Source organism: Ideonella sp. FW305-24 (assembly GCF_058788035.1).
In genome coordinates this window covers 85,321-108,735 of the sequence record NZ_JBYTAI010000016.1, presented here as the reverse complement: position 1 = coordinate 108,735, position 23,415 = coordinate 85,321, and the positions used below count along the sequence as shown (strand labels likewise).

Sequence of the window (23,415 nt, the reverse complement as noted above, 5' to 3'; positions counted from 1 at the left end):
GGCTTGCAGCGTGTGCCCATGCTGTGCACGAGGCGCGCGCAGGCTGCGTCATCTCGGTGCAGCCTTTTCGCACGCCGGTGCGGTGGCAGGTGGCGCAGGCCCGGATCCAGGCGCCTGCGGACCGAAAAGATGCAAGGTCCGGGCCAGAGCACGGAGGCCATCGCGTGCCGGCGGTGGCGCGAACGGGCGTGCCCGCGCCTTGGCGAGAGCGGTGGAGGGCGGCGCTGCCGTGCTTGCGCGAATCATCAATTGGGCCTGCATGGACTGGCGAGATGACAGCAGACCCCCTGCCTACGATCCATCGTCGCTTTCCCCAACTCCCGCAAGAAAGGTCGTTTCGCATGGCTATCGATTTCCAGCTCTCCGAGGCGCAGCAGGGCCTGCAAATGGGCGCGCGTGCGTTCGGTGCCGAGGTCCTGCGCAAGGTCGCGCCCACCATCGCCCCGATCCCCCGGCCCGAGGACCGGTTCTACGCCACGCGCCCGTTCTACAAGGCCATGGCCGACGCCGGTTTCGTCAAGGCGCTGCTGCCGGCCTCGATCGGCGGCACCGCACTCAGCACGCTGGACTTCGCTTTGGCAGCCGAAGAGCTCGCCGCCGTCGATGTCAACGTGCCAACCGCCCTGCTGGGCACCGGCCTGGGACTGCATGCGGTGCTGCATCACGGCACCGAGGCGCAGAAGCAGCGCTTCCTGCCGGACTTCGCCGAGGACGGCTCGCGCCTGGCCGCACTGGCATTCACCGAAGTCACCGGCGGGGCCAACTACGACAACCCCGACCCGTCCGTCGGCGTGCAGACCTTTGCCCGGCGCGAAGGCGACGAATGGGTCATCAATGGCGCCAAGCACTACACCACCAATGGCACCGGCTGGGACGGCAAGGGCGCGCACCTGTACAGCGTCATCTGCCGCACCGACCCGGCCTTGCCGCCGCAGGATTCGCTGGCGGTCGTCATGGTGCCGGGCGGCACGCCGGGCATCGAGATCGTGGGCATTCTCGACACCGTGGGCCACCGCGCGACGATCTCGCCGCGCATCCACTTCAACAACGTGCGCGTGCCGGCCGCCAACATCGTGGGCAAGCCCGGCGACGGCATCGCCATGGTGGAGGGTGCCTTCGCATGGACAGCGGCGCTGATCGGCGCGGCCTGCGTGGGCGTGATGCGCGCGGCCTTCGACGTGGCGTTGAAATTCGCCCGCAGCGACAAGCGTTCCGGCACGGTGCCGGTGATCGAGCACCAGAACGTCGGCTTCATGCTGGCCGACATCAAGATGCGCATCGAGGCCGCGCGCTACCTGACCTGGAAAGCCTGCCACCAGCTCGACCTCACCGAGGGCCGCAGCCGCGAGCTGGCCATCATCACCAAGGTGCACTGCTCGGAACTGTGCGTGCAGGCGGTGTACGACACCATGCGCGTGGTCGGCGTGGATGCCTACACCGACATGCACCCGCTGGCCGGCCTGATGCAGGACGCGCTGTGCTTCCCGCTGTACGACGGCGGCAACATGGGCGTGCGCCGCCGCCAGCTGCATGCGCTGCTGCGCTCGCCGGACTACAACCCCATGGCCTCGGCCGAGGCGCGTGGATGAGGCCTGCCGCCGCTTGATTGTTCGACCGTCTGACCGTCTGTCCGTTTGACATCGCCGAGGGTCACGCCGATGAAGCTCCAATACGCTACCGAGATCGTTGACGCGCCCAGGCGCTTCGACTACTGGAACGAGGTCGTCTGCCGCCATTGCCTGCTGGCGGACAGCAAGTCGCTCAGCGAGAGGCCGTTCGACGGCAAATTGCATGTCGGAGCGGCGGGCACCGTGGGTGTCAGCATCATGTCCGCGCCCTTGCATCACTGGCGGCGGGACGCGCACCACATCCGCATCCGGCCGGACGACGACCTGTGGTTGGCCTACATGGTCAGTGGCGAAGCCCGCATCAGCCAGGACGGACGCCAGGCGCATCTGCGCAGCGGCGACATGGCCCTGTACGACGCGACGCGGCCTTTCGAGTTCGACATGGCGCCGGAGAAGGTGTGCGTGGTGCGCCTGCCGCGCAAGTCCATGCTCAGCCGCGTGCCCGGCGCAGACCGCATGACGGCCCAACTGATCGACCCCCGGCGGCCGGGGGGCGCCGCTGTGCGTTCGATGATCGAGGAAGCCGCGCGCACCGAATTCTCCGATGCGGATGCTGCCGCCCGCTACGGAAGTGCGCTGCTGGATGTGCTCTCGCTGCACCTGGACATGCCGTCGGACGCGAGGACCGTGGTCAGGGAACGGGATCTCTACGCGCGCCTGGTGGCCCATATCCGCGAGAACTTCGCGGACACCGGTTTGACGCTGCAATCGCTGGCGCAGACGCACCACGTGTGCGAGCGCACCGTCGCGCGTGCCTTTGCGCGCCACGGCCAGACCCCCATGGAAGTCCTGCGCCGGGCGCGCCTGCAGGCCAGCCATCGCGCGCTGGCTGAAAGACAGGCCGACAGCGTGACGACGGCAGCCTTGAGCTGCGGCTTCACCGACCTGTCCCACTTCAGCCGCGTGTTCCGTGTGGCTTACGGCTACACCCCGCAGAGCCTGCTGTCGCATTGAGCTTGGCGGCGACCGCCGCTGCGTGCTTCGGCAGGTCGCGTTGCGCGTCAGGCACGCGCCCGGCGCCGTGAAACCGACAGCCCCGCAGCTTGTCATTCCTCGTCAAGCGCATGTCCTTCTGAAGCAAGCGCCGGCACCCGGTTTGGCCAACCATGGCATCAACCCGCTGCACGAAAACGAGCGGGGCCTGTGGCCCCTCCCGCCTTCGATGTGTGCATCCTTCATCTTTCGTTTTCAGTTTCCGGATCGGCTGGCCGACCGGAACCAGGAGCAGGCATACATGGCCATCGACCGTCCCACGACCGAGCAGCTTGCGGCGCTTGCAAGCCGTCTTCACATGCGGCTCACGCCCGAGGAGGCCAGCGAGTACCTGGCGCTGATGCAGCCCAGCTTCGACGCCTACGACCTGATCGACGAGCTGCCCGACGAAGTGCCCGAGCTGCGCTATCCGCGCGCCGCCGGCCATCGCCCCAGCGGTGACATGAACCGCTACAACGCCTGGGCCTGCAAGACCGAGGTGAAGGGTGCGACCGTGGGCAAGCTGGCCGGCCGCACGGTGGTGCTCAAGGACAACATTGCGCTGGCAGGCGTGCCGATGATGAACGGGTCTTCGACGCTCGAAGGCTTCGTCCCGGCCTATGACGCCACCGTGGCCACCCGGCTGCTGGACGCGGGCGCCACCATCGTCGGCAAGGCGACCTGTGAGCACTTCTGCCTCTCGGGTGGCAGCCACACTTCGGATCCCGCGCCGGTGCACAACCCGCGCCGCCATGGCCATTCGTCGGGCGGCTCCTCTTCCGGCAGCGCCGTGCTGGTGGCCGCTGGCGAGGTGGACCTGGCGGTGGGCGGCGACCAGGGCGGCTCGGTCCGGATTCCCGCGGCGTGGTGTGGCATCTACGGCCTCAAGCCAACGCACGGGCTGGTGCCCTACACCGGGATCATGCCCATCGAGTCCACCCTGGACCACACCGGGCCGATGACCGCCAACGTGCGCGACAACGCGCTCATGCTGGAGGTCATGGCGGGGGCCGACGGGCTCGATCCGCGCCAGGCGGCGCCCAAGGTCGATGCCTATACCGAGGCGCTGGGGCGCGGCGCCGATGGCCTGCGCATCGGCATCCTCAGCGAAGGCTTCCAGCTCGCCAACCTGGACCCGCGGGTGGCCGACAAGGTGCGCAATGCCATCGCCAGGTTCGAGGGCCTGGGCGCGCGCGTCGAAGAGGTCTCGGTGCCGGCCCACGGCCTGGCCGGCGCGCTGTGGAGCCCCATCGGTTGCGAGGGGCTGACCATGCAGATGATGCACGGCAACGGCATGGGCTTCAACTGGAAGGGCCAGTACGACGTGGCGCTGCTGGACCGGCACACCGGCTGGCACGAGCAGGCCGATGCCTTGTCGGCCTCGCTCAAGGTCTGCATGTTCGTCGGCCAGTACGGCCTGGAGCGCTACAACGGGCGCTACTACGCCAAGGCGCAGAACATCGCGCGCCGCGCCCGGGCCGGTTACGACCAGGCGCTGGCGCAGTACGACCTGCTGGTCATGCCGACGGTGCCGTTCGCCGCCCAGCCGCATCCCGAGCCCGGCTGCTCGATCACCGAGTACGCGGCGAGGGCGCTGGAAATGATAGGCAACACCGCGCCGCAGGACATCACCGGCCATCCCGCCATGACCCTCCCTTGCGGCCTGGTCGACGGGTTGCCGATCGGTTTGATGCTGGTGGGCCGCCACCACGCAGAAAGCACGATCTACCAGGCCGCCGCAGCCTTCGAAGCCAGCGTCGACTGGCAGACGCTCTGACGCTGTTTCGTTTCCCTTCCTTCCCGGATTCATCGCGCACAGAAAGGCCCAACCATGAGCTCTCCCCCCGACCATGACCATGACCATACGCAGCCGCCGGATGCGATGGCCTTGCGCGTCAAGGCACTCGAGTCCCTGCTGACGGAGAAGGGCCTGATCGATCCGGCCGCGCTGGACGCGCTGATCGACACCTATGAGCACAAGATCGGCCCCCGTAACGGGGCGCAGGTGGTCGCCAAGGCCTGGAGCGACCCCGCGTACAAGGCGCGCCTGCTGAGCGGCGCCACCGAGGCCATTGCCGAACTGGGCTTCTCGGGCGTGCAGGGCGAGGACATGGTGGTGGTCGAGAACACCCCGCAGGTCCACAACGTGACCGTGTGCACGCTGTGCTCCTGCTACCCCTGGCCCACCCTGGGCCTGCCGCCGGTCTGGTACAAGGCCGCGCCCTACCGGTCACGCATCGTGATCGATCCGCGCGGCGTCCTGGCTGAGTTCGGTCTGAGCATCGCTGACGACAGGGAGGTTCGCGTCTGGGACAGCAGCGCCGAGTTGCGCTACCTCGTGCTGCCGGAACGCCCGGCCGACACCGAGGGCTGGAGCGAGGCGCAACTGGCCGAACTGGTCACGCGCGACTCGATGATCGGCACTGGCCTGGCCAGGCAGCCTGCCGCTGTTTGAACCCTTCCACGACAAGGAGCACAGCATGAATGGCATTCACGACCTGGGCGGCATGCACGGCATGGGTCCCATCGATCCGCCGCAGGACGAACCGCGGTTCCATCACGAATGGGAGCGACGGACCTTCCCCCTCTTTGCCTCGTTGTACGTGGGCGGGCATTTCAACGTGGACGAGTTTCGCCACGCCATCGAGCGCATGGCGCCGGTGCATTACCTGGACGGCAGCTACTACGAGCATTGGCTGCACGCCTTCGAAACGCTGCTGATGGAGAAGGGCATGATCACCGCCGCCGAGTTGCGCGGCGAGGCCCGTCCTGCCAAGCCATCCGTGCCGCCGCCGGTGCTGACCGTCGACATGGTTCAGCCGGTGGTGCTGGGTGGCGCCTCTGCGCGGGCCAAGGAGGACGTGCCGGGCCGCTTCCACGCAGGAGACCGGGTCCGGGCCCAGAACCTGAACCCGCTCACGCACACGCGGCTGCCACGCTATGCGCGCGGGAAGGTCGGCACCGTCGAGATCGTCCACGGCGCTTTCGCGACACCGGACACCATGGCACATGGACAGGGCGAGCAACCCCAGCAGGTGTACGCCGTGCGCTTCACCGCGAAGGAACTGTGGGGCGTGAACCGGCCCGACAGCGTGTGCATCGACCTGTGGGACAGCTACCTGGAGGCCGCATGAACACCGGCATTGACAGCGGCCTCGATGTCACGGCCTCGCGGCTGGACGGGGAGGGCCCGGCGTTCGACAAGCCCTGGCAGGCCGAGGCATTCGGCCTCGTCGTCAAGCTGCACCAGGCCGGGCTCTTCCCATGGGCTGATTGGGTGCGGATCTTCAGCGAAGAGATCAAGGCCGCGCCGGCCCTGCCTGGTGAGAGCGTCAACGACACCTATTACCGCCAGTGGGTTCCGGCGATGGAGCGGCTGGTCGCCTCCCTGGGCCTGGCTGCGGAAGACGATATCGCTCGCCGTGCCTCGGAGTGGCGGCTGGCCTACCTCCATACGCCCCACGGACAGCCGGTGTCATTGGTCAACGCGAGTTGCCCTCCGGCCCATGCGCATGAGCACACACCTCGACGAGTGCCGGTGGCCGTCAGCCTGGCCTGCGCGGGCTGAGAACCGCGGTCCAAGCCCCTTTCGCTTTCTCACCTTCGTTCATCACTGAAGCCGCCGACGCGGTGGCAAAGGAAACATCATGCACATCGAACCTGGCCTGGTAGATGCCGGAAAAATCGGCCTGAGCTATGTCACTGCGGCGGGGGCGGGCGCCTACGCCCTGCATCTGGCCGCAGCCGCGCTGCGCCAGCGTGGTGCCCTCTCGCTGCTGGGACGCACTGCCGTCACGACGGCCCTGGTGTTCTGCTTCTTCGAGGTGCTGCCGCACCAGCCCGTCGGTGTCTCCGAGGTCCATCTCATCCTCGGCTCGACGCTGCTGCTGCTGTTCGGTGCCGCACCTGCGGCCACCGGCCTTGCGCTTGGCCTGCTGCTGCAGGGCCTGTTCTTCGCGCCGTTCGACTTGCCGCAATACGGCATGAACGTCACGACCCTGCTCGTTCCGCTGTTCGCCATCTCGGCCCTGGCCCGTCGCATCGTCAAGCCCGACACGCCGTACGTCGACCTGCGCTACCGGCAGGCGCTCGCGCTGTCCACCGTCTACCAGGCGGGCATCGTCGGCTGGGTGGCCTTCTGGGCCGTCTATGGCCGAGGCCTCACGCTGGAGAACCTGACGACGATTGCCACTTTCGGCAGCGCCTACATGACGGTGATCCTGGTCGAACCCTTGGTTGACCTGGCCGTGCTGGCCATCGCCAAGCGCGCTGCACGCCTGCAAGGCACGCCGATGTTCGAGCACCGGCTTCACCACGCCGAGGCGCTCTGAAGTTCCCCGCTTGGCCGAACCTGCTTCGGCAAGTTCGGCCCCCACAGGAGTTGCATGATGACCCCCGCATTCCCCCGCGGCGGCCGCAGGAGCGGCCAGCCGTCGCAAGCCAGGCCCGGTCTGCCGTTGCCCCGCAGCAAGAAGGTGCAGTCCCTGATGGGCCTGCTGATGTTGGGTCTGCTGATGTCGGCCCTGGCGCCGATGACCGCGCAGGCCGTCGACGTGGACGCCGGCGATTTCGTCCCGGCGCCGGAAGGCACCACGACCGGGCTGCTGTACCTGCAGCATGCCGAGCGCAACAGCCTCTACGCGCATGGAAGCCAGTCGGTGAGCGACCCGCTGCTGGTCTCGGACGTCGGCATCGCCAGGCTGGTGCATTACACAAGCATCGGCGGGCTGACCGTCGCCCCCCAGATCCTGCTGCCCTTCGGCCGGCTCGACGCCGGGCGCGCCACCGAGGCGCTGGGCAAGACCAGCGGCCTGGGCGACATCATCCTGGCCGCGCCCGTGTGGCTGGTCAACGATGCCGCGTCTCCCACTTACCTCGCCATCGCGCCCTATCTGTTCCTGCCCACGGGCAGCTACGACAGCGGCCGCTCGCTCAACCTGGGCGAGAACCGCTGGAAGTTCGACCTGCAGGTGGGCTTCGTCAAAGGGCTCACGGACAAGTGGTCCGTCGACTTGACCGGGGATGTGATGTTCCACGGCAAGAACAACGATTTCGGCGCCACCAGCGCCACGCTCGACCAGAAGCCGCTCTACCAGGGGCAGGCCTATCTGCGCTACCAGTTCGCGCCGGGACTCAACGGCTTCGTCGGCCTGTCGCAGACCTGGGGCGGGGAGGATCGGGTGAACGGCGTGGACAGCGATGACCAGGCGCAACAGCGCAAGCTCAGCCTGGGCGGCAGTTATTTCATCCGCCCGACCACGCAACTGCTCGTTTCCCTCGGGCGGGACCTCAAGGTGGAGAACGGCTTCAAGGAAAACGCCCGCGTCAACCTGCGGCTGCTGCAGGTCTTCTGACGCGTCTTTGCGGGGGCGGCGGCAGGCGCTCGTCCCCGTGAGCGCAGCTCAGCCCGCCTTCTTGTCCCAGGCGTCACACCAGCCGGCAGCCGCCACGTCCTTGTCGATGAACAGCCCGCAGCCGCCATCGGTATCGCCCGGCGCGCCGGCGTAGAGGCTGCAGTTGGCGCAGGTCTGACCCGGGACGTATTTGGGCACCTTGGCGCGGTCGACCTTGCTCGCATCGCGCTTGTAGTGGATCTCGACCGCGGTGGGGTCGTCTTCCTGCAGGTGGCTGAGCTGCTGCGCGGCGGCCGGGCCGGCGCGCAGCGTGGCGGCTGCGGTGAAGGCCGCGAGCGTGCCAAGCGGCACCCGGGCCAGGGCCTCGCGGCGGTTCATGTCAGACCGGCACCGGCGTGAAGCCGGCGTCTTCGATCGCGGCCTGCAGGGCCTGCAGCGGTGCGCTGCCGGTTTCGATCTCCACGCGGTGCTGCGCCAGGTCCACCTGCACCTTGGCCTGCGCATCCACCGCCTGCACGGCGCGGGTCACGCTGGCCACGCAATGGCCGCAGGTCATGTCCTTGACTTCGAATGCCACCATGGTGGGCTCCTTTGATGTGGATGAAGAAAGTGGCGGGGCCATCCGCCTATGCTGCGCCAACTTTGAAGCTTCCGGCAGTGGCAAGGTCAAGCCTGAGATGCGCAAGACCCTTCTGGGTCAATAGAGGGTCGCTTGACCTTGCCACGGTTGGAATCCTGAGAATCGACACCAACTGCCTGACCTGTGCATGATCCATTTTCTCCCCGGAGCCACTGAATGACCACCGCCACCGTCTCGCCCGCCAAGGCCCTGCCCCAGGGGTTGGTCCAGCTCGACGTGACGGGCATGAGCTGCGCCTCCTGCGTGGCGCGGGTCGAGAAGGCCTTGCTGAAGGTGCCGGGCGTGGCGTCGGCTTCGGTGAACCTGGCGACCGAGCGGGCCTCGGTGCAGGCCTTGCCCAGCGTGCCGGTGGCGGCGCTGGCGGCTGCGGTGGAGAAGGCGGGCTACGGTGCCAGCGTGGTGCCGGAGACGCCCGCGCCTTTGCCGGCTGCGTCTGCCTGGCCCAGTTGGTGGCCGGTGGCGGTCGGCGCGCTGCTGACGCTGCCGCTGGTCACGCCCATGCTGCTGGAACTGTTCGGCCTGCACTGGATGCTGGGCGGCGCCTGGCAGCTGGCGCTGGCCACGCCCGTGCAGTTCGGCCTGGGCGCGCGCTTCTACCGTGCCGGCTGGAAGGCGCTGCGGGCGGGGGCCGGCAACATGGACCTGCTGGTGGCGCTGGGCACCTCGGCGGCCTACGGGCTGTCGGTCTATGAACTGGCTCGCCACGGCGGCCACGGCATGGCGCACCTGTACTTCGAGTCCTCGGCGGCCGTCATCACGCTGGTGCTGCTGGGCAAGTGGCTGGAAGCGCGCGCCAAGCGGCAGACGGCCGATGCGATCCGCGCGCTGAATGCGCTGCGCCCGAGCACGGCCCGCGTGCGCCGCGGCGGGCAGGAACTGTCGCTGCCGGTGGCGCAGGTGCTCGTGGGTGACCTGGTGGTCGTGAAGCCGGGCGAGCGGGTGCCGGTGGACGGCAAGGTCACCGAAGGCCACAGCCACCTGGACGAATCGCTGCTGACCGGCGAGAGCCTGCCGGTGGCCAAGGGCGTGGGCGAGCATGTGACCGGCGGGGCGATCAACGGCGAAGGCCTGCTGCTGGTGCTCACGCAAGCCGTGGGCGCCGAAACCACGCTGGCCCGCATCATCCGCATGGTCGAGTCGGCCCAGGCCGCCAAGGCGCCGATCCAGCGCATCGTCGACCAGGTCAGCGCCGTCTTCGTGCCGGTGGTGCTGGGCATTGCCTTGCTCACGCTGCTGGGCTGGGCCGGCGCCACCGGTGACTGGGAGCGTGCGCTGATCAACGCAGTGGCGGTGCTGGTCATTGCCTGCCCCTGCGCGCTGGGCCTGGCCACGCCCACGGCCATCATGGCCGGCACCGGGGTAGCGGCGCGCCAGGGCATCCTGATCAAGGACGCCGAGGCGCTGGAAGTGGCGCATGGCGTCACCACCGTGGTCTTCGACAAGACCGGCACGCTCACCGCCAGCAGGCCCACGCTGGTGGCCGCCCTGCCCGTGCCGGGCGGCTCGCGCGACGAACTGCTGCGCCTGGCCGCCGCGCTGCAGCTGACCAGCGACCACCCGCTGGCTCGCGCCGTGCTGGACGCTGCGCCGAAGTCCTTGCCCGCCGCGCAAGCCGCCCGCGCGCTGCCTGGCCGAGGGCTGGAAGCCACCGTCGAAGGCCAGCTGCTGGCGCTGGGCAGCAGCCGGCTGTTGCAGGAGCGTGGCCTGGTGCCTGGCGCGCTTTCCGCCGAGGCGGCACAACTCACCCAGGACGGCCGCACGCTGTCCTGGCTGATGGCCCAGGAACCGGCAGGCGGCTCGCGTTTGCTCGGGCTGCTGGCCTTTGGCGACACGCTCAAGCCCGAGGCCAGGCAGGCCGTGCAGCGCCTGCATGCGCTGGGCCTGAAGACCTTGCTGCTGACAGGCGACAACGCCGGCAGCGCGCAGGCCGTGGCGCAGGCGCTGGGCATTTCTGACGTGCGCGCCGAGGTGCTGCCGGGCGACAAGGCCGCCGTCATCGAAGCCCTGCGTGCGGCTGGCGAGCGTGTGGCGATGGTCGGCGACGGCATCAACGACGCCCCCGCGCTGGCCGCGGCCGACGTGGGCATGGCCATGGGCACCGGCACCGACGTGGCGATGGAAGCCGCCGGCATCACGCTGATGCGTGGCGACACCCGGCTGGTGGCAGACGCCATCGACGTTTCGCGCCGCACCTACGCCAAGATCCGTCAGGGCCTGTTCTGGGCCTTTGCCTACAACGTGCTGGGCATTCCGCTGGCCGCGGCCGGCCTGCTCAGCCCGGTGATTGCCGGCGCGGCCATGGCCTTCAGCAGCGTCAGCGTGGTCAGCAATGCGCTGCTGCTGCGGCGCTGGCGCGGCGCCGCCGATGAGCTTCCCGAATGAACCCGCGAACCCAGGAGCGCGCATGTCCGCACCCATGAACATCGGCGAGGCCGCCAAGGCCTCCGGCGTCTCGGCCAAGATGATCCGCCACTACGAAAGCGTGGGCCTGTTCCCCGAGGCCAGCCGCACCGAGGCCGGCTACCGGCAGTACAGCGAGAAGGACATCGCCACGCTGCGCTTCGTGCGCCAGTCGCGTGACCTGGGCTTCTCCATCGAGCAGATCCGCGAGCTGCTGGGCCTGTGGCAGAACCGCCGCCGGCCCAGCCGCCAGGTCAAGGCCCTGGCCGAGGCACATTTGCAGGAGCTCGATCAGAAGCTGCAGGAACTGCAGGCCATGAAGTCCACGCTGCAGCACCTGGTGCACTGCTGCCACGGCGACGACCGGCCGGACTGCCCCATCCTCGACAACCTGGCCCAGGGCGAGCCGGTGGCCGTGGCGCACGGTCCGCGCAGCGGTTTGAGGCCGGGCAAGGCATCTGCATGAATGCCCCGATTCCCGTGGCCAGGGGCTTGACCTCCCCACCCGGAAAGGCCTGATACTGCGGGCGTGAAGACGCTTCGCTTCTACGGCCTGTTCCGACTTTGCCTGCTGCTGCTGCTGGCTGCGCTGCTGCCCCTGCGCGGCGCGGTGGCAGCGGCCATGCTGTGCCCGGGCGGCCAGGCAGCGCAGCTGCAGCTGTCGGCTGCGCCTGCGGGCATGACCATGCATGACCATGCGCACATGCAGGCGCATGAGGCACAGACCGGGCAGGCGCATCACGCACAGGCCTCTGGCGAGCTCGCCAAGTGCAACACCTGCTGCGACTTCTGCGCGATGACGCCGCTGCCGGCCACCGAGCCGCTGTTGCCAGTGGCGCAGGCGCTGGCCACCGTGCGCTACCCGCACCTGCTGGCGCCCGCGCCGAGCTTCGTCTCGGGCGGGCAAGAGCGGCCGCCCAGACCGGTCTGCTGAAGCGGCCTTCGGGCCGATGGCATCCGTTTCGTTTTGACGGGTGAAGCTCGCCCGCGCTGGTCGCGGGTGCTGGCTGGCGGCCTGCGGGCTTGCCGGCGCCTTGCGCACTGCATCCATGTTCATATCTTTTTTCCCCGTTCGCAGCACCGCGGCGCTGGCCGCGCTGGCCGTGCTCGGTGGCTGTACCTCGTTTTCACCAGACGGCGGCTTCGGCGACGTTGCCCAGCTGACCCAGGCCCGCAGCGGCCAGGTGCCGCGCTGGCAGCGCACGCCGGCCGACGAAGCCGCCGCGCAAACCCGAGTCACCGAACTGTTGCAACAGCCGCTCAGCGCTGAGGCCGCAGTCGAGCTGGCGCTGCTGCACAACCGCGGCCTGCAGGCCCGCTTTGCCGAGCTGGGCCTCGCCGAGGCTGAGCGCGTGCAGGCCGGCCGCCTGGCCAACCCCGCGCTGCGCTACGGCCGCATGAGCGGCGGCGGCGTGACCGAGATCGACAGCGCGGTGCTGTTCAACCTGCTGGGCCTGTTGACGCTGCCGCTGGCCAGCGAACTCGGCCAGCAGCACTTCGAGCAGGCCAAGCTGCAAGCGGCGAGCGACGCCGTGGCCGTGGCCACCCAGGCCCGGCGCGCGTTCTTCAACGCGGTGGCTGCGCAGGCCTTGGTCGCCTACGCCCAGCAGGTCAAGTTGGCTGCCGAAGCCTCGCGCGAGCTGGCCACCCGCATGCAGCAGGCCGGCAACTTCAACAAGCTCGCGCAGATGCGCCAGCAGGCCTTCGATGCGGATGCCACCGCGCAGCTGCTGCGCGCCCAGCACCGCGCGGTCGCCGAGCGTGAACAGCTGGTGAAGGCACTGGGCCTGTCCAGCGAAGAACTTGGCAAGCTGCAACTGCCCGAGCGCCTGCCCGACTTGCCAGCCCAGCCGGCTGCGCTGGTGCAAGCCGAGCAGGCCGCGATGGACCGGCGCCTGGACGTGCTGCAGGCTCGCCGCAGCGCCGAAGCCACGGCGCGCCAGCTGGGCCTCACCCAGCGCACCGGCTTCGTCAACCTGCTGGACCCGAACCTCACGCTGGCCCGCCACGGCCAGACCGGCGAGGCCACGCGGCGCGGCTTCGAGCTGGAACTCACGCTGCCGCTGTTCGACTTCGGCGCCGGTGGCAGCCCGGCTGCGGTGCAGGCCGAGCTGCAGTACGGCCAGGCCGTGCACCACGCGGCCGAGGTGGCGGTGAATGCCCGCTCCGAAGTGCGCGAGTCCAGCTCGGCTTACCTCACGGCTCACGCGCTGGCGCGCCACTACCGCGATGAAGTGCTGCCGCTGCAGCAGCGCATCGCCGACGAGAACCAGCTTCGCTACAACGGCATGCTGCTCAGCGTCTTCGAACTGCTGGCCGACGCACGCGAACAGATCACCAGCGTCACCGGCTACACCGAAGCGCTGCGCGACTTCTGGCTCGCCGACGCCGACCTGCAACAAGCCCTGGCCGGCCCGCTGCCGCAGCCCGGCCAGTGAAAGCAATCCCCATGACTTCTTCCCGCCGACATTTCCTGCGCGCCGCCGGCGCCACCGCCGTGGGCGCCACCGCCGTGGGCGCCGCAGCCGTCAGCCGCGCCGCCGTGGCTGCAGTCCCCGAAGCCACCGAGGCACCCTCTGCCGCCACCCAGCCGCCGCCGCTGCCGCCCTCCGGCCGGCCGTTCAACCCGGTGGTCACGCTCAACGGCTGGTCCTTGCCCTGGCGCATGAAGGGCAACGTCAAGGAATTCCACCTGGTGGCCGAGCCGGTGGTGCGCGAATTCGCACCCGGCATGAAGGCCAGGCTCTGGGGCTACAACGGCACCAGCCCTGGCCCCACCATCGAGGCCGTCGAAGGCGACCGCGTGCGCATCTTCGTCACCAACCGCCTGCCCGAGCCCACCAGCACGCACTGGCACGGCCTGATCATCCCTTCGGGCATGGACGGCGTGACGGGTCTCACGCAACCGGCCGTCGCCCCCGGCAAGACCTTCGTCTACGAATTCGTGCTGAACCATTCAGGTACCTACATGTACCACCCGCATGCAGACGAAATGCTGCAGATGGCCATGGGCATGATGGGCCTCATCATCGTGCACCCGAAAGACCCGCGCCAGCACCGCGTGGACCGCGATTTCGCCTTCCTGCTCGCCGCCTACGACATCCAGCCCGGCGCTGCCACGCCCAGTGTCAACACCATGCTGGACTTCAACCTCTGGACCTGGAACAGCCGCGTCTTCCCGGGCATCGACCCGCTGGTCGCCCGCACCGGCGACCGCGTGCGCATCCGCGTCGGCAACCTGACGATGACCAACCACCCGATGCACCTGCACGGCCACCGCTTCGAGGTCACCGGCACCGACGGCGGCTGGGTGCCACCCGCGGCCCGCTGGCCGGAAGTGACGACCGATGTGGCCGTCGGCCAGATGCGCGCGCTGGAGTTCAACGCCGTGGCCGGCGACTGGTCACTGCACTGCCACAAGTCCCACCACACGATGAACGCGATGGGCCACGACGTGCCCACGATGATCGGCGTGGACCAGCGCGCCGCCACCGAAAAGATCATCCGCCTGCTGCCCGACTACATGCAGATGGGCGACAAGGGCATGCACGAGATGACCGAAATGGAAATGCCGCTGCCCGACAACACCCTGCCCATGATGACCGGCCAAGGCCCCTTCGGCGCCATCGGCATGGGCGGCATGTTCAGCGTTCTCAAGGTTCGCGACGACCAGAAGCCCGGCGACTACAGCGACCCCGGCTGGTTCAAGCATCCGGCGGGCACTTTGGCGAAGGAATACACAGGTGAGTTGCCAACGCCGGTCCGTGGCGCAGCGCCGCAGGCGGAGGCCAACACGCCGGAGGCGCGCAAGCCGATGGGGCATGAGGGGCACGGCGGGCACGAGGGGCATTGAGTGCCCTGCGTCTCTTCGGTGATACGGACTGCGATGCCATATTTCGGAGAGGCGCGCGGCAGCGATGCTATTGCCCGCGGGCCCGATTGATGAAGAACACTCCAACAGCACAAGGCACCAGCACTGCCGGCCAGAGCCACAGCGAGATCATGCACATCGCAATGCCTGCGCCCATGAGGCGACTTGCGGAAACCCAGGGTTGGGCCTTCAATCGAGCGCAGGCGATTGCGAGAAGAAGCAATGCAACTGGCAGTGCAGCCCAACCGATGAACCAGCCCTCATTTGGGTTGTCAGCCGACAAGAAGTAGCCCAGATCCGCTGACAGTGAATTCACGAGAGACCGCTCGGACGGGCGACCAACTAGGAAAAGAATCAGCCAGGTGCCCATGGGAATGGCAGCTGCCGCTGCGAAGCTGGCTGCTGCGCATGCGTGTGGGGAGAAATGCGGTAGTTTCATGAGTGGGTGCCCAGTGAACGCGCAATCCGATCAGTTGGCGGCACCGGTGGTACGAAGCGTCAAGTCATGTCCGCCCCAGGCCACCGCCAACGCTCGCCCCACCTTCGCCGCAATGTCATCCTGAATCGCCAGCGCGTCGGTTGCCTGGCGGTCGTAGGTCTCGGACCAGAGTTGGGTGGCGTCGCTGGCGCGGACGAGGCGGGCGGTGACGCGCAGGGTCTGGCCGGATTTGCGCACGCTGCCTTCGAGCACGTAGGCCACGTTCAGTGCGTGGGCGATCTCGGGGATGGTGGCTTGCTTGTCCTTGTAGAAGAAGGTCGAGGTGCGGGAGGGCACGCGCACGCCGGGCAGGTGGGCCAGGCTTTCGATCAACTGTTCGGTCATGCCGTCGGCGAAGGGCTCTTCGTCCATCGCGTTGGTGAGGTCCAGGAAGGGCATCACGGCGACCGAGGTGCCGGGCGCGCCGCGCCATAGGGCCCACCAGGCCAGGCCCAACGTGAGTGCCAGCAGCAGGACGGCCAGGGCGCCAACGAGGTGGGCGCGCTTGCGGCCCGGTCGTGCGGCTGGTGCAGGGCTGGGCAGCGCGGCGGGCGGTCCGGCCGGTGCGGGCTCGGCTGCGGCGACGGCCTGCGGTGCCGGCTCGACGGGGCCCACCGCCGCGATCAGGCGGTAGCCGCGGCGCGGCACCGTGGCGATGTAACTGGGCTCGCGGGTGCTGTCGCCCAAAGCGCGACGCAGCGTGGTGATGGCCTGGTAGACGGAGTCCTGCGAAACGACGACGTCGGCCCAGGCGGCCGAGAGCAGTTCGTCGATGCTGACGACTTCGCCAGGGCGGCTGGCCAGGTGCGCCAGCATGGCCATTGCCCGACTGTCCAGCGGCGTGGCCTCGCCGCCGCGCCAGAGGCGGTCGGTGGCGGGGTCGACCTGCCAGTCGCCGAGGCGGAATGCGGTGGGCGTGGCGGTGTGCCCTTGTGTGTCCATGTGCTCCCTGGGTCGCCGCGGGGTGGCGCGCGGCGTGGCCGGCATCTTACGCATGCCGGCACGCAGCGGAACGCCACCACCTCTGGCCCAGCCGCGCCGCAGCCGCCGGCCGCGTGCGGCGGCTGCGCACATGGCGTGGCCTTTCAGCGCTTCACGCCGTTGGCCGCGTTCTTGTTGCGCGCGTCGCCGTCTGCCCCGGCGGCCGCCTCGATCTGGATCTGCACCGCAAGTTCGTCGCCCACCAGGTCCGAGTAGGCGTTCAGGCCGTAGTCGGAGCGTTTGATCGTGGTGGTGGCGGAAAAGCCGACCGAGGCGAACTTGGTGATCTGGTTGACACCCAGCTTGTTGAAGCGCAATTGCAGCAGCACTGGCTTGGTGACGCCGGCCAGCGTCAGCTCGCCGGCCAGCGTGCCGTGCGTGGCGTCACTTCGTTCGAGCTTGGTGCTGCGGAAGCTGACAGTGGGACTCTTGAACAGCTTCGCCCAGGCATCGTCGCCGCGGATCTGCTGGTTCCAGGTCGCGTCGCCCATGTCCAGCGAGCGGGTTGGCATGCTCACGGCAATCGACGAGTTCTTCCAGTCCTCGTCATCGAAGCTGAAGCTTCCTGGCGCCATGCGCAGCGTGCCGAAGAGCTGGATGAAGCCCTGGTGCTCCAGCGAAAAGCTGACGCGGGAGAGCTTGCTGACGATGGTGTAGGTGACGGGCGCGCAGGGCGCCGCGGCGGCCGACAGGACCAGCGCAGCCGCCAGTGCGGCCCGGCGGGCGGTTTTGAAAGCGGACATGGACTCCTCGGTTCGGTGGATGACAACGGCCCGCTTTGTAGCCAGCGGGGCCCGAAGTCGTCCTGAAACCGCCCTGAAAAGTCCTGATTCGGGCTGAAACCGATGCTGCGCCGCCCGCTGGCGAGCGTTCGCGTCAGCGGCTGCTCCATGCATCAAACGAATGGATCGATGAGTCGCACGCCGGTTCCGGCAAAGTCCCGCACGTTGCGGGTGACGAGCGTCATGCCGTGCTCCAGCGCAGTGGCTGCGATCACGGAGTCGCGCCAAGCGCGCGGATTGGGGACGTGCAGAGGCGCGCACAGTCGCGCGCCGCGCGCTGTGAAGGGCAGCGTTCGACCGTCATAGGCAGCTTCCAGCCCCTCAATCCATGCCTTGAGACCGGCTGCCTGGGCCGCGTCGGTGCGCGCCTTGAGCTCGTAACCCAGCCACAACTCCAGCAGCACGACGGCCGACAGATAGAACTGCTCTGCCGGCAATTGCGCCGCCCAACTGCGCACTGTGGCCGAGGGTTGCTTCTTGCCCGTTCGCAGCTCGGAGACGACGTTCGTGTCGAGCAGGAACATGTTCAGTCCAGATCGGCCGCCACAGGCTGGTCGATCAGGCGCGGAGGCTCGAAGTCAATCCCGCCCGTCTCTGGCAGCCCGTCCATGAGCGCCAGCAGGCTGCGACTGGGCTGACGCTCGCCGCCAAGCGCGTAGAAGTCATCTATGCGCAGCAACGCGTACGCAGGATGGCCGCGGTCGGTGATCAGCACTGGGCCCATGTCGGCCGCCCGCTTGGCGCCGGCCAGATCGCGTGCGAACTGGCGCGCCGGGATCGTCGTGATCGGTTTGGGCATGGGTTGACTCCTGCAGGAGGTTTGCGGAATGTCGGTATGTTATGACATTCGTCCGCCAGAGCGTAAACCCATGGCATGCAAGGGGCGCGCATTGCCGCCGGTTGGACGGCAAGGTTTGGCTCAATGCCCTGCCGGCACGCGCGCCAGCGGCGTTTTCATCTCCGCCAGGGCATAGCTCAGCACCGCCAGCAGCGCGACCTGTTTGCGCAGGGCTTGCGGGTCGACCTTGTCCAGCGTGTCGGCGGCGGTGTGGTGGTAGTCGAAGTAGTGGCGGGTGTCGACCAGTGGCGCGAAGCCGGGCACGCCGGCTTGCTGCAGCGGTTCGATGTCGGTGCCGGCTTCGCCGGCACGGGTCGTCATCACGCCGGCGCCGATGCTGCGCAACACCTGGGCCACCGGCGCAAGTCGCTTCAGCTCGGCTTCGCTGATGGCGCCGAAGAAGCCCAGCGGGTCGCCCAGGCCGAAGTCGCTTTCGATGGCCGCGACCTGCGTGGGCAGCTTGCCCTTGACCGACTCGAAATAGGCCTTGCCGCCGCGGGCGCCGTTTTCCTCGTTGGCCCAGGCGACCATGCGCACCGTGCGGCGCGGCGAGAGGCCCAGCGACTTCAGCACCTGCACCGCGCCCATCGCCGCGGCCACGCCCATGCCGTCGTCCATCGCGCCGGTGCCCAGGTCCCAGCTGTCCAGGTGGCCGGAGACGATGACGACCTCGTCCGGATGCTCGCGGCCGGGCAGGTCGGCCAGCACGTTGTGGCCATCGGCGTCGGGCAGCGTGCGCGGCGTGAGCACCAGCTTCATCGTCACCGGGCCTTCGGCGGCCAGGCGCTCGATCAGCATCGCGTCTTCGGCGCTCAGCGCGGCGGCAGGCAAGGGCTGCACGCCGGGCGCAAAGCCGGTGGCGCCGGTGTGCGGCAGGCGGTAGTTGGCCGCGCCGACCGAGCGCACCAGCACCGCGGCAGCGCCCAGTTTGGCCGCCACCGAAGGCCCGCGGAAGCGCGGTTCGCCGGCCTGGCCGTAGGCGGCGCCCGCCAGGCCGTTGTCGGCCAGGTGCTGGTCGAACGGCACGCTGATCAGCACGATCTTGCCCGGCACCTCGGCCGCGCGGGCGGCCAGCTCGTCCATGCCGTGCACCAGCAGCACCGGCGCGGTGAGGCCAGTGGCTGGCGTCGCGGCCGAGCCGCCCAGCGTGGTCAGCACCAGGCGCTGGGTGATGCCGGCCGGGCGGCCGGCGTAGTCCACCAGCTCGGCGCGCTCTTCGCCGCGCTCCCAGTGCGGCACCTTGACGGGTTGCTGCGTCACCGTGAGACCGGCGGCCGCCATCGCGGCGCCGACCTGGGCTGCTGCGGCCTCGGCACCGGGTGAGCCAGCCAGCCGCGGGCCGATCTTGTCGGCCAGATTGGCCAGGCGCTGCCAGGCGAAGTCGCTTTGCAGTGCGGCGTCGCGAATGCGCACCAGCGTGGCCAGGTCAACCTCGGGCGCCGGGGCGGCGGTCTGCGCTTGGCCGAGCTGGCTGGCGAGCACCAGCAACGAAGCGGCGATGAACTTGAAGGAGGGACAGAAAGGCGGGGCCGGCTGGCGCATGCGAGAGGTTCCTGGCGTTCTTGGACGAAGGCTGGAGCTTACTCAAGCTGCGGACTTCGGCGCCGCAAACGACAAAGCCCGCCAAGGCGGGCTTTTGGAATGGCAGTGGCAGGCGGTGCGTCAGGCCTGGGCCAGCCCGCTGGTGCGTCCTGCGCCGCTCTGGCCGTAGACCGACGAAGCGGGCGCTTCGGAGGGCAGCAGCACGTCGATCGCGCGGTCCAGTGCGGTGGTGGCGCGGGCCACGGCGTCGCGCTGGGCGGCCACCTGGCCACTGGTGCGCACCAGGCGGCGGCGCAGCGCGGGCGGCACGCCGCCGCTGCGCTCGGCATTGCCAAAGCGGGAGACGGCCTGGGCCAGCGCCCGGTGCAGCGCGGCAGCGGCCTCTTCGGCGGCGGGGGCGTTCTGCAGCTTCAGGGCGTTGCCCAGGGCCGACAGCTGGGCTTCGACTTCGGCCAGGGTGGCTTCCAGGTCGCGGGGCGCGGAGGTGGGGGCGAGATTGGGGCGCATCGGGGGTGCAGGTGAGCCTCGGCCCGCGCGGATGCGCTGGGCCGATGCGGGCTTACGGCGGAAACAGGCAGGAGCTGGGCGAGTTCAGGCCCTGGGGGGCGGCGGAGCCGCGCACCAGGCCGGGCAAGTTCAGCGCTGGCGCGGCCTCAGGAAGGCTGGCGACCCAGCAGTTCCTGCGCGTTGCTGATCAGCTTGTCGGCGATCTTGCCGGCGTTGACCTCGAACTTGCCGTCGCGGATGGCTTGCGCCATGCGCTGGACCTTCTCGGTGTCGAAGGTCGCGTCGGTCGGGGCGTTGCGCAGCTCGCTGGCGGTGGACGAGATGGCCACTTCGGCACTCACAGGTTCCGCTGCGGCGCTGCCCGATTTTTTGTCGGTGCCAGCGGCCTTGCGGTCGTTGACCAGCTGGCTGATGCCAGGCTGGCTGTCGGGGGAACCGATCTTCATGATGTTGCTCTCCTGCTGGCCCGGGGAAACTCCAGGGATCCGGTGCACTTGGGTGCTGTATCGGAACACTTTGGCGGGACTTTAGCCATTTCGAATCGAGAAAAGCGGGTTTTCACAAGGCCACTTCGACCAATCGGTCGGCCACCGCGCGGCCCATCAAGACCTTGCCGGCCTCGGTGCGCACGCGAATGGTCTGGCCCTCTATGCCCGGGTTCATGGCCTGGGCTTCGGTGGCAATGGCCCAACCGGCACCGCCGGCCACCACCTTCACCGTCTCGCCAGCGGCGAACCACTGGCGTGCCTTGAGGTCTGGCGGTCGCAGCGCGCTGCCGGCGGCCATGCCGCGCTGCAGCGAGCGGCCCACCAGGCCATTGGCTTCGGCAACCGGCATGCCGGTGCCGGCGGCCAGGTCGACCTCGGCTTCCATCAGGTGGCTGGCCAGCAGCACGGTGCCGGCGGGCAGGGCGTCGCGCAGCACCATCGCGGGCCGCCAGACGTGCACCGTCAGCGGCAGGCTGACGTTCCAGGCCTTGCTGCCCTGCACGCATTTCAGGCCGATGCGGGTGCGGCCCCAGGTCGGCAGGCCAGGCGGCAGATAGGGTTCTATCTTCTGGCAAGGCGCCAGGCGCAGCCGAGGGTCCAGCGCGCCGACCTCGATCTCCACGCGGGTGTTCTTGTTGCCGCTGCCCAGCACTGCGCTGTCGTGCGCCAGCTGCTGGATGCGGCCGCTCAGCTCGCCGCCCAGGGACGCCAGGGCGCCGTCCTGCGGCGGCGGTGGCGCCGCGGCGCTCACCGGCGCAGGCGCTGCCGAAGCAGCAGCGGCGGTTGTGGGGGCGGACGCGGGGGCGGCGGCCGGTTTGATGATGCGGGTGTTCGGCGGCAAGGTCTGCACCAGGCCGGGGTTGATGACGATCTCTTCAGCCGACACGCCGGCCCAGGCCGCGGCCAGCGCAGCGCACAGCAGCGGCTGCATCAGCGCGCGGCGGGCGGTACGGGGCAGGGCGGGGGTTCGGGCTGGCATGGCAGTTTCCTGGAGCGTCAGGTTTTGCACTGTAGGCAGCCAGGCGCTGTCGGACGGTCCGAAATGCGGGGCCGGTGGCCGCCATTTCGCGCCTTCAGAGGGCGGCGCGCACTTTCACAATCGCTCCACGCCGCAAGCCATGCCTGCTTATCGGCTCACCCGGCAACTTCTGAAGGACGTTCGCATGATCAACCGCTTGACCGACAGCATGGACTTCCAGTCCCAGGCCCTGTCCCTGCGGGCCGAACGCCAGCGCCTGATTGCCAGCAACATCGCCAATGCCGACACCCCTGGCTACACGGCCCGCGAAATGGACTTCTCGCAAGCCCTGCGCGAAGCCACCGGCAGCGCCGCGGTGAATGGCCGCATGGCGGCGACCCAGGCCGGCCACATCCAGCCCGCGGCCGGCGCCACCAGCGAGACCGGCCTGAAATACGCACTCGCCTCGCAGACCAACCTGGACGGCAACTCGGTCGACATGGACCGCGAGCGCGCCAGCTTCGCCGAGAACTCGGTCAAGTACGAGGCCACATTGAGGTTTCTGAATGGCCAGATCAAGGCCTTGTCCGACGCAATGAAGAGCCCGAGCCAGGGCTGATGCCCGGCCTGACTGAAGGAGCCCCGAGATGAGCCACTGGACTTTGCAACCCGCCTCGCCGCCGCAGCGTCCCGTGTCCGGCGACTGGCCGATGGCACCTGCGCCGCGCAGCCCGGTCTCTCCTGTTCCCACCAAGCCGCAAGGAGCTGCCAAATGAGCATGTTCAAGGTGTTCGACATCTCGGGCAGCGCGGTCAGCGCGCAAAGCCAGCGGCTGAACGTGGTGGCCTCCAACCTGGCCAACGTCGACACCGTCGCCGGCCCGGATGGCCAGCCCTACAAGGCGCGCCAGGTCGTGTTCCAGACGGTGCTGATGGACGCTGCCGGCAATGTCTCGGCCGGCCGCCAGAGCGATGACGGCCTGACCGCCAGCGCCGGCGTGCGGGTCTCCAACATCCAGGAAGACCAGACCGCCGGCCGCAAGATCCACGACCCCTCGCACCCGCAGGCCGATGCGCAGGGCTATGTCACCTACAGCAACGTGAACCCGGTGGAAGAGATGGTCAACATGATCTCGTCCTCGCGTTCGTACCAGAACAACATCGAAGTCATGAACACGGCCAAGAGCCTGCTGCTCAAGACGCTGCAAATGGGCCAGGGCTGAGTCCCCCGCCGTCCCCGCCCACCTGATTTCATAGGAGGCCCTCATGGCCGTCGATTCCGCCACTGGCACCAACAGCACGAACAAGACCGGCACCACCGCCGGGCTGAACAGCACCTCCAGCAGCGAGGCTTCGGACCGCTTCCTGAAGCTGCTGGTCACGCAGATGCAGAACCAGGATCCGCTGAACCCTTTGGACAACGCGCAGGTCACCAGCCAGATGGCGCAGATCAGCACCGTCACCGGCCTGGAAACGCTCAACACCACGGTCGGCGGCCTGAACACGCAGTTCCTGCAGATGCAGACCATGCAGGGCGCAGCGCTGGTGGGCCACGAGGTGGCTTACGAAGGCAACACGCTGACCCAGGCCGCAGGCAAGGGCAGCGGCGGCTTCGAGATCAGCAGCGCCTCGGACGAAGTCAAGGTCGAGATCCAGACGGCCGACGGCACCACGCTGGACACGGTCACGATGAAGAACCTCGAAGCCGGCCGCCACGACTTCAACTGGGACATTCCGACCGAACGCCAGGGCAATGCGCTGACCTTCAAGGTCACCGCCACCGCCAAGGGCGCCGCGGTCGATTCGATGCCGCTGCAAACCGACAAGATCACCGCCGTCAGCACCTTCAACAACACGATGGCGCTGGAACTCTCCAATGGCGACCGGGTGGCCTATGACGCCGTCTGGGCCTTCCTCTGATCGCCGGCCGGCACAGGTCGCCTTCCCCCGTCTCCGCCCCGTCTTTCCGCTTTCCTC

At 68.8% G+C, this 23,415-nt stretch carries 28 protein-coding genes; 17 read left to right on the top strand and 11 right to left on the bottom strand.

The window, feature by feature from the left end:
- The first annotated feature begins 341 nt into the window (after nt 1-341).
- From AC3WR5_RS29275 to AC3WR5_RS29240, 8 genes are all read left to right on the top strand, one after another.
- Nucleotides 342-1,589 (top strand): acyl-CoA dehydrogenase family protein, encoded by a 1,248-nt coding sequence (locus AC3WR5_RS29275; protein ID WP_492489069.1) that lies wholly within the window; start codon nt 342-344, stop codon nt 1,587-1,589.
- A 69-nt stretch (nt 1,590-1,658) separates the two neighbouring features.
- Nucleotides 1,659-2,582, top strand: a complete 924-nt coding sequence (locus AC3WR5_RS29270) for an AraC-like ligand-binding domain-containing protein (RefSeq protein ID WP_492489067.1) — start codon at nt 1,659-1,661, stop codon at nt 2,580-2,582.
- A 280-nt stretch (nt 2,583-2,862) separates the two neighbouring features.
- Entirely contained in the window at nt 2,863-4,377 is a 1,515-nt protein-coding gene (locus AC3WR5_RS29265) for an amidase (protein WP_492489065.1), read from the top strand.
- Between the two features lie 54 nt (nt 4,378-4,431).
- Nucleotides 4,432-5,055: a nitrile hydratase subunit alpha gene (gene nthA / locus AC3WR5_RS29260; protein WP_141286903.1), complete on the top strand. Its 624-nt coding sequence runs from the start codon at nt 4,432-4,434 to the stop codon at nt 5,053-5,055.
- A gap of 25 nt (nt 5,056-5,080) precedes the next feature.
- Complete coding sequence (gene nthB / locus AC3WR5_RS29255) at nt 5,081-5,734, top strand: nitrile hydratase subunit beta (protein WP_492489063.1); 654 nt, start codon at nt 5,081-5,083, stop codon at nt 5,732-5,734.
- Entirely contained in the window at nt 5,731-6,168 is a 438-nt protein-coding gene (locus AC3WR5_RS29250) for a nitrile hydratase accessory protein (protein ID WP_492489061.1), read from the top strand. The genes nthB and AC3WR5_RS29250 overlap by 4 nt, the downstream gene beginning before the upstream one ends.
- A 79-nt stretch (nt 6,169-6,247) precedes the next feature.
- Nucleotides 6,248-6,931, top strand: coding sequence for an energy-coupling factor ABC transporter permease (locus AC3WR5_RS29245; protein ID WP_492489059.1), 684 nt, complete (start codon nt 6,248-6,250; stop codon nt 6,929-6,931).
- A gap of 156 nt (nt 6,932-7,087) precedes the next feature.
- Nucleotides 7,088-7,954, top strand: a complete 867-nt coding sequence (locus AC3WR5_RS29240) for a transporter (RefSeq protein WP_492489116.1) — start codon at nt 7,088-7,090, stop codon at nt 7,952-7,954.
- 48 nt (nt 7,955-8,002) lie between these two features.
- Here AC3WR5_RS29240 and AC3WR5_RS29235 read toward each other — a convergent pair whose 3' ends face one another.
- Together AC3WR5_RS29235 and AC3WR5_RS29230 are read right to left on the bottom strand one after the other, a co-directional pair.
- Nucleotides 8,003-8,332, bottom strand: coding sequence for a high-potential iron-sulfur protein (locus tag AC3WR5_RS29235; RefSeq protein WP_231011857.1), 330 nt, complete (start codon nt 8,330-8,332; stop codon nt 8,003-8,005).
- A 1-nt stretch (nt 8,333) separates the two neighbouring features.
- Complete coding sequence (locus tag AC3WR5_RS29230) at nt 8,334-8,534, bottom strand: heavy-metal-associated domain-containing protein (RefSeq protein ID WP_231011856.1); 201 nt, start codon at nt 8,532-8,534, stop codon at nt 8,334-8,336.
- A 216-nt stretch (nt 8,535-8,750) separates the two neighbouring features.
- Here AC3WR5_RS29230 and AC3WR5_RS29225 point away from each other — a divergent pair, with 216 nt between their 5' ends.
- The 5 genes from AC3WR5_RS29225 to AC3WR5_RS29205 all read left to right on the top strand — a co-directional run bounded on the left by AC3WR5_RS29225 (nt 8,751) and on the right by AC3WR5_RS29205 (nt 14,847).
- Complete coding sequence (locus tag AC3WR5_RS29225) at nt 8,751-10,976, top strand: heavy metal translocating P-type ATPase (RefSeq protein ID WP_492489057.1); 2,226 nt, start codon at nt 8,751-8,753, stop codon at nt 10,974-10,976.
- Nucleotides 10,977-10,998: 22 nt separating this feature from the next.
- On the top strand, nt 10,999-11,460 hold the full coding sequence (gene cueR / locus AC3WR5_RS29220; RefSeq protein ID WP_492489056.1) for a Cu(I)-responsive transcriptional regulator: 462 nt from the start codon (nt 10,999-11,001) through the stop codon (nt 11,458-11,460).
- A 63-nt stretch (nt 11,461-11,523) separates the two neighbouring features.
- Nucleotides 11,524-11,928 (top strand): hypothetical protein, encoded by a 405-nt coding sequence (locus AC3WR5_RS29215; protein WP_492489054.1) that lies wholly within the window; start codon nt 11,524-11,526, stop codon nt 11,926-11,928.
- Between the two features lie 115 nt (nt 11,929-12,043).
- Nucleotides 12,044-13,432, top strand: coding sequence for a TolC family protein (locus AC3WR5_RS29210; RefSeq protein WP_492489052.1), 1,389 nt, complete (start codon nt 12,044-12,046; stop codon nt 13,430-13,432).
- 11 nt (nt 13,433-13,443) lie between these two features.
- Entirely contained in the window at nt 13,444-14,847 is a 1,404-nt protein-coding gene (locus AC3WR5_RS29205; protein ID WP_492489050.1) for a multicopper oxidase family protein, read from the top strand.
- Between the two features lie 67 nt (nt 14,848-14,914).
- Here the strand turns inward: AC3WR5_RS29205 and AC3WR5_RS29200 are convergent, their stop codons facing one another.
- The 9 genes from AC3WR5_RS29200 to flgA all read right to left on the bottom strand — a co-directional run bounded on the left by AC3WR5_RS29200 (nt 14,915) and on the right by flgA (nt 21,460).
- Entirely contained in the window at nt 14,915-15,235 is a 321-nt protein-coding gene (locus tag AC3WR5_RS29200) for a hypothetical protein (RefSeq protein WP_492489049.1), read from the bottom strand.
- Between the two features lie 99 nt (nt 15,236-15,334).
- Nucleotides 15,335-16,285 (bottom strand): winged helix-turn-helix domain-containing protein, encoded by a 951-nt coding sequence (locus tag AC3WR5_RS29195; protein ID WP_492489047.1) that lies wholly within the window; start codon nt 16,283-16,285, stop codon nt 15,335-15,337.
- Nucleotides 16,286-16,428: 143 nt separating this feature from the next.
- Nucleotides 16,429-17,067 (bottom strand): YceI family protein, encoded by a 639-nt coding sequence (locus AC3WR5_RS29190; RefSeq protein ID WP_492489045.1) that lies wholly within the window; start codon nt 17,065-17,067, stop codon nt 16,429-16,431.
- Nucleotides 17,068-17,219: 152 nt separating this feature from the next.
- Nucleotides 17,220-17,630 (bottom strand): type II toxin-antitoxin system VapC family toxin, encoded by a 411-nt coding sequence (locus AC3WR5_RS29185; protein WP_141291182.1) that lies wholly within the window; start codon nt 17,628-17,630, stop codon nt 17,220-17,222.
- A gap of 2 nt (nt 17,631-17,632) precedes the next feature.
- Nucleotides 17,633-17,905 (bottom strand): type II toxin-antitoxin system Phd/YefM family antitoxin, encoded by a 273-nt coding sequence (locus tag AC3WR5_RS29180; RefSeq protein WP_141291180.1) that lies wholly within the window; start codon nt 17,903-17,905, stop codon nt 17,633-17,635.
- Between the two features lie 120 nt (nt 17,906-18,025).
- Nucleotides 18,026-19,486 (bottom strand): M20/M25/M40 family metallo-hydrolase, encoded by a 1,461-nt coding sequence (locus tag AC3WR5_RS29175; RefSeq protein WP_492489042.1) that lies wholly within the window; start codon nt 19,484-19,486, stop codon nt 18,026-18,028.
- A gap of 120 nt (nt 19,487-19,606) precedes the next feature.
- Complete coding sequence (locus tag AC3WR5_RS29170; RefSeq protein ID WP_492489040.1) at nt 19,607-19,993, bottom strand: hypothetical protein; 387 nt, start codon at nt 19,991-19,993, stop codon at nt 19,607-19,609.
- Nucleotides 19,994-20,139: 146 nt separating this feature from the next.
- A complete protein-coding gene (flgM, locus tag AC3WR5_RS29165; RefSeq protein ID WP_141289757.1) occupies nt 20,140-20,439 on the bottom strand; it encodes a flagellar biosynthesis anti-sigma factor FlgM in 300 nt (99 codons plus the stop codon).
- Between the two features lie 112 nt (nt 20,440-20,551).
- Complete coding sequence (gene flgA, locus AC3WR5_RS29160) at nt 20,552-21,460, bottom strand: flagellar basal body P-ring formation chaperone FlgA (RefSeq protein WP_492489039.1); 909 nt, start codon at nt 21,458-21,460, stop codon at nt 20,552-20,554.
- Nucleotides 21,461-21,644: 184 nt separating this feature from the next.
- Between flgA and flgB the strand changes: the two genes are divergently transcribed.
- From flgB to AC3WR5_RS29140, 4 genes are read left to right on the top strand one after another with little or no spacing between them, the layout of a single operon-like run.
- Nucleotides 21,645-22,058 (top strand): flagellar basal body rod protein FlgB, encoded by a 414-nt coding sequence (flgB, locus tag AC3WR5_RS29155; protein WP_141286388.1) that lies wholly within the window; start codon nt 21,645-21,647, stop codon nt 22,056-22,058.
- 28 nt (nt 22,059-22,086) lie between these two features.
- On the top strand, nt 22,087-22,215 hold the full coding sequence (locus tag AC3WR5_RS29150) for a hypothetical protein (protein WP_259374078.1): 129 nt from the start codon (nt 22,087-22,089) through the stop codon (nt 22,213-22,215).
- Nucleotides 22,212-22,661, top strand: coding sequence for a flagellar basal body rod protein FlgC (flgC, locus tag AC3WR5_RS29145; protein ID WP_141286390.1), 450 nt, complete (start codon nt 22,212-22,214; stop codon nt 22,659-22,661). The genes AC3WR5_RS29150 and flgC overlap by 4 nt, the downstream gene beginning before the upstream one ends.
- A gap of 43 nt (nt 22,662-22,704) precedes the next feature.
- Nucleotides 22,705-23,358: a flagellar hook assembly protein FlgD gene (locus AC3WR5_RS29140; protein WP_141286392.1), complete on the top strand. Its 654-nt coding sequence runs from the start codon at nt 22,705-22,707 to the stop codon at nt 23,356-23,358.
- Nucleotides 23,359-23,415 lie beyond the last annotated feature (57 nt).

Excerpts from the sequence above, each read along its gene's own strand:
- AC3WR5_RS29270 (WP_492489067.1), top strand. The coding sequence starts at position 1,659 with ATGAAGCTCCAATACGCTACCGAGATCGTTGACGCGCCCAGGCGCTTC.
- AC3WR5_RS29250 (WP_492489061.1), top strand. The coding sequence starts at position 5,731 with ATGAACACCGGCATTGACAGCGGCCTCGATGTCACGGCCTCGCGGCTG.
- AC3WR5_RS29170 (WP_492489040.1), bottom strand. The coding sequence starts at position 19,993 with ATGCGCCCCAATCTCGCCCCCACCTCCGCGCCCCGCGACCTGGAAGCC.
- flgC (WP_141286390.1), top strand. The coding sequence starts at position 22,212 with ATGAGCATGTTCAAGGTGTTCGACATCTCGGGCAGCGCGGTCAGCGCG.
- AC3WR5_RS29210 (WP_492489052.1), top strand. The coding sequence starts at position 12,044 with ATGTTCATATCTTTTTTCCCCGTTCGCAGCACCGCGGCGCTGGCCGCG.
- AC3WR5_RS29230 (WP_231011856.1), bottom strand. The coding sequence starts at position 8,534 with ATGGTGGCATTCGAAGTCAAGGACATGACCTGCGGCCATTGCGTGGCC.
- AC3WR5_RS29150 (WP_259374078.1), top strand. The coding sequence starts at position 22,087 with ATGAGCCACTGGACTTTGCAACCCGCCTCGCCGCCGCAGCGTCCCGTG.
- AC3WR5_RS29190 (WP_492489045.1), bottom strand. The coding sequence starts at position 17,067 with ATGTCCGCTTTCAAAACCGCCCGCCGGGCCGCACTGGCGGCTGCGCTG.
- AC3WR5_RS29180 (WP_141291180.1), bottom strand. The coding sequence starts at position 17,905 with ATGCCCAAACCGATCACGACGATCCCGGCGCGCCAGTTCGCACGCGAT.
- AC3WR5_RS29265 (WP_492489065.1), top strand. The coding sequence starts at position 2,863 with ATGGCCATCGACCGTCCCACGACCGAGCAGCTTGCGGCGCTTGCAAGC.
- AC3WR5_RS29275 (WP_492489069.1), top strand. The coding sequence starts at position 342 with ATGGCTATCGATTTCCAGCTCTCCGAGGCGCAGCAGGGCCTGCAAATG.
- cueR (WP_492489056.1), top strand. The coding sequence starts at position 10,999 with ATGTCCGCACCCATGAACATCGGCGAGGCCGCCAAGGCCTCCGGCGTC.
- AC3WR5_RS29200 (WP_492489049.1), bottom strand. The coding sequence starts at position 15,235 with ATGGGCACCTGGCTGATTCTTTTCCTAGTTGGTCGCCCGTCCGAGCGG.
- AC3WR5_RS29225 (WP_492489057.1), top strand. The coding sequence starts at position 8,751 with ATGACCACCGCCACCGTCTCGCCCGCCAAGGCCCTGCCCCAGGGGTTG.
- AC3WR5_RS29240 (WP_492489116.1), top strand. The coding sequence starts at position 7,088 with ATGGGCCTGCTGATGTTGGGTCTGCTGATGTCGGCCCTGGCGCCGATG.
- AC3WR5_RS29140 (WP_141286392.1), top strand. The coding sequence starts at position 22,705 with ATGGCCGTCGATTCCGCCACTGGCACCAACAGCACGAACAAGACCGGC.
- AC3WR5_RS29235 (WP_231011857.1), bottom strand. The coding sequence starts at position 8,332 with ATGAACCGCCGCGAGGCCCTGGCCCGGGTGCCGCTTGGCACGCTCGCG.
- flgA (WP_492489039.1), bottom strand. The coding sequence starts at position 21,460 with ATGCCAGCCCGAACCCCCGCCCTGCCCCGTACCGCCCGCCGCGCGCTG.
- flgB (WP_141286388.1), top strand. The coding sequence starts at position 21,645 with ATGATCAACCGCTTGACCGACAGCATGGACTTCCAGTCCCAGGCCCTG.
- AC3WR5_RS29185 (WP_141291182.1), bottom strand. The coding sequence starts at position 17,630 with ATGTTCCTGCTCGACACGAACGTCGTCTCCGAGCTGCGAACGGGCAAG.
- flgM (WP_141289757.1), bottom strand. The coding sequence starts at position 20,439 with ATGAAGATCGGTTCCCCCGACAGCCAGCCTGGCATCAGCCAGCTGGTC.
- nthA (WP_141286903.1), top strand. The coding sequence starts at position 4,432 with ATGAGCTCTCCCCCCGACCATGACCATGACCATACGCAGCCGCCGGAT.
- AC3WR5_RS29175 (WP_492489042.1), bottom strand. The coding sequence starts at position 19,486 with ATGCGCCAGCCGGCCCCGCCTTTCTGTCCCTCCTTCAAGTTCATCGCC.
- AC3WR5_RS29205 (WP_492489050.1), top strand. The coding sequence starts at position 13,444 with ATGACTTCTTCCCGCCGACATTTCCTGCGCGCCGCCGGCGCCACCGCC.
- AC3WR5_RS29245 (WP_492489059.1), top strand. The coding sequence starts at position 6,248 with ATGCACATCGAACCTGGCCTGGTAGATGCCGGAAAAATCGGCCTGAGC.
- nthB (WP_492489063.1), top strand. The coding sequence starts at position 5,081 with ATGAATGGCATTCACGACCTGGGCGGCATGCACGGCATGGGTCCCATC.
- AC3WR5_RS29195 (WP_492489047.1), bottom strand. The coding sequence starts at position 16,285 with ATGGACACACAAGGGCACACCGCCACGCCCACCGCATTCCGCCTCGGC.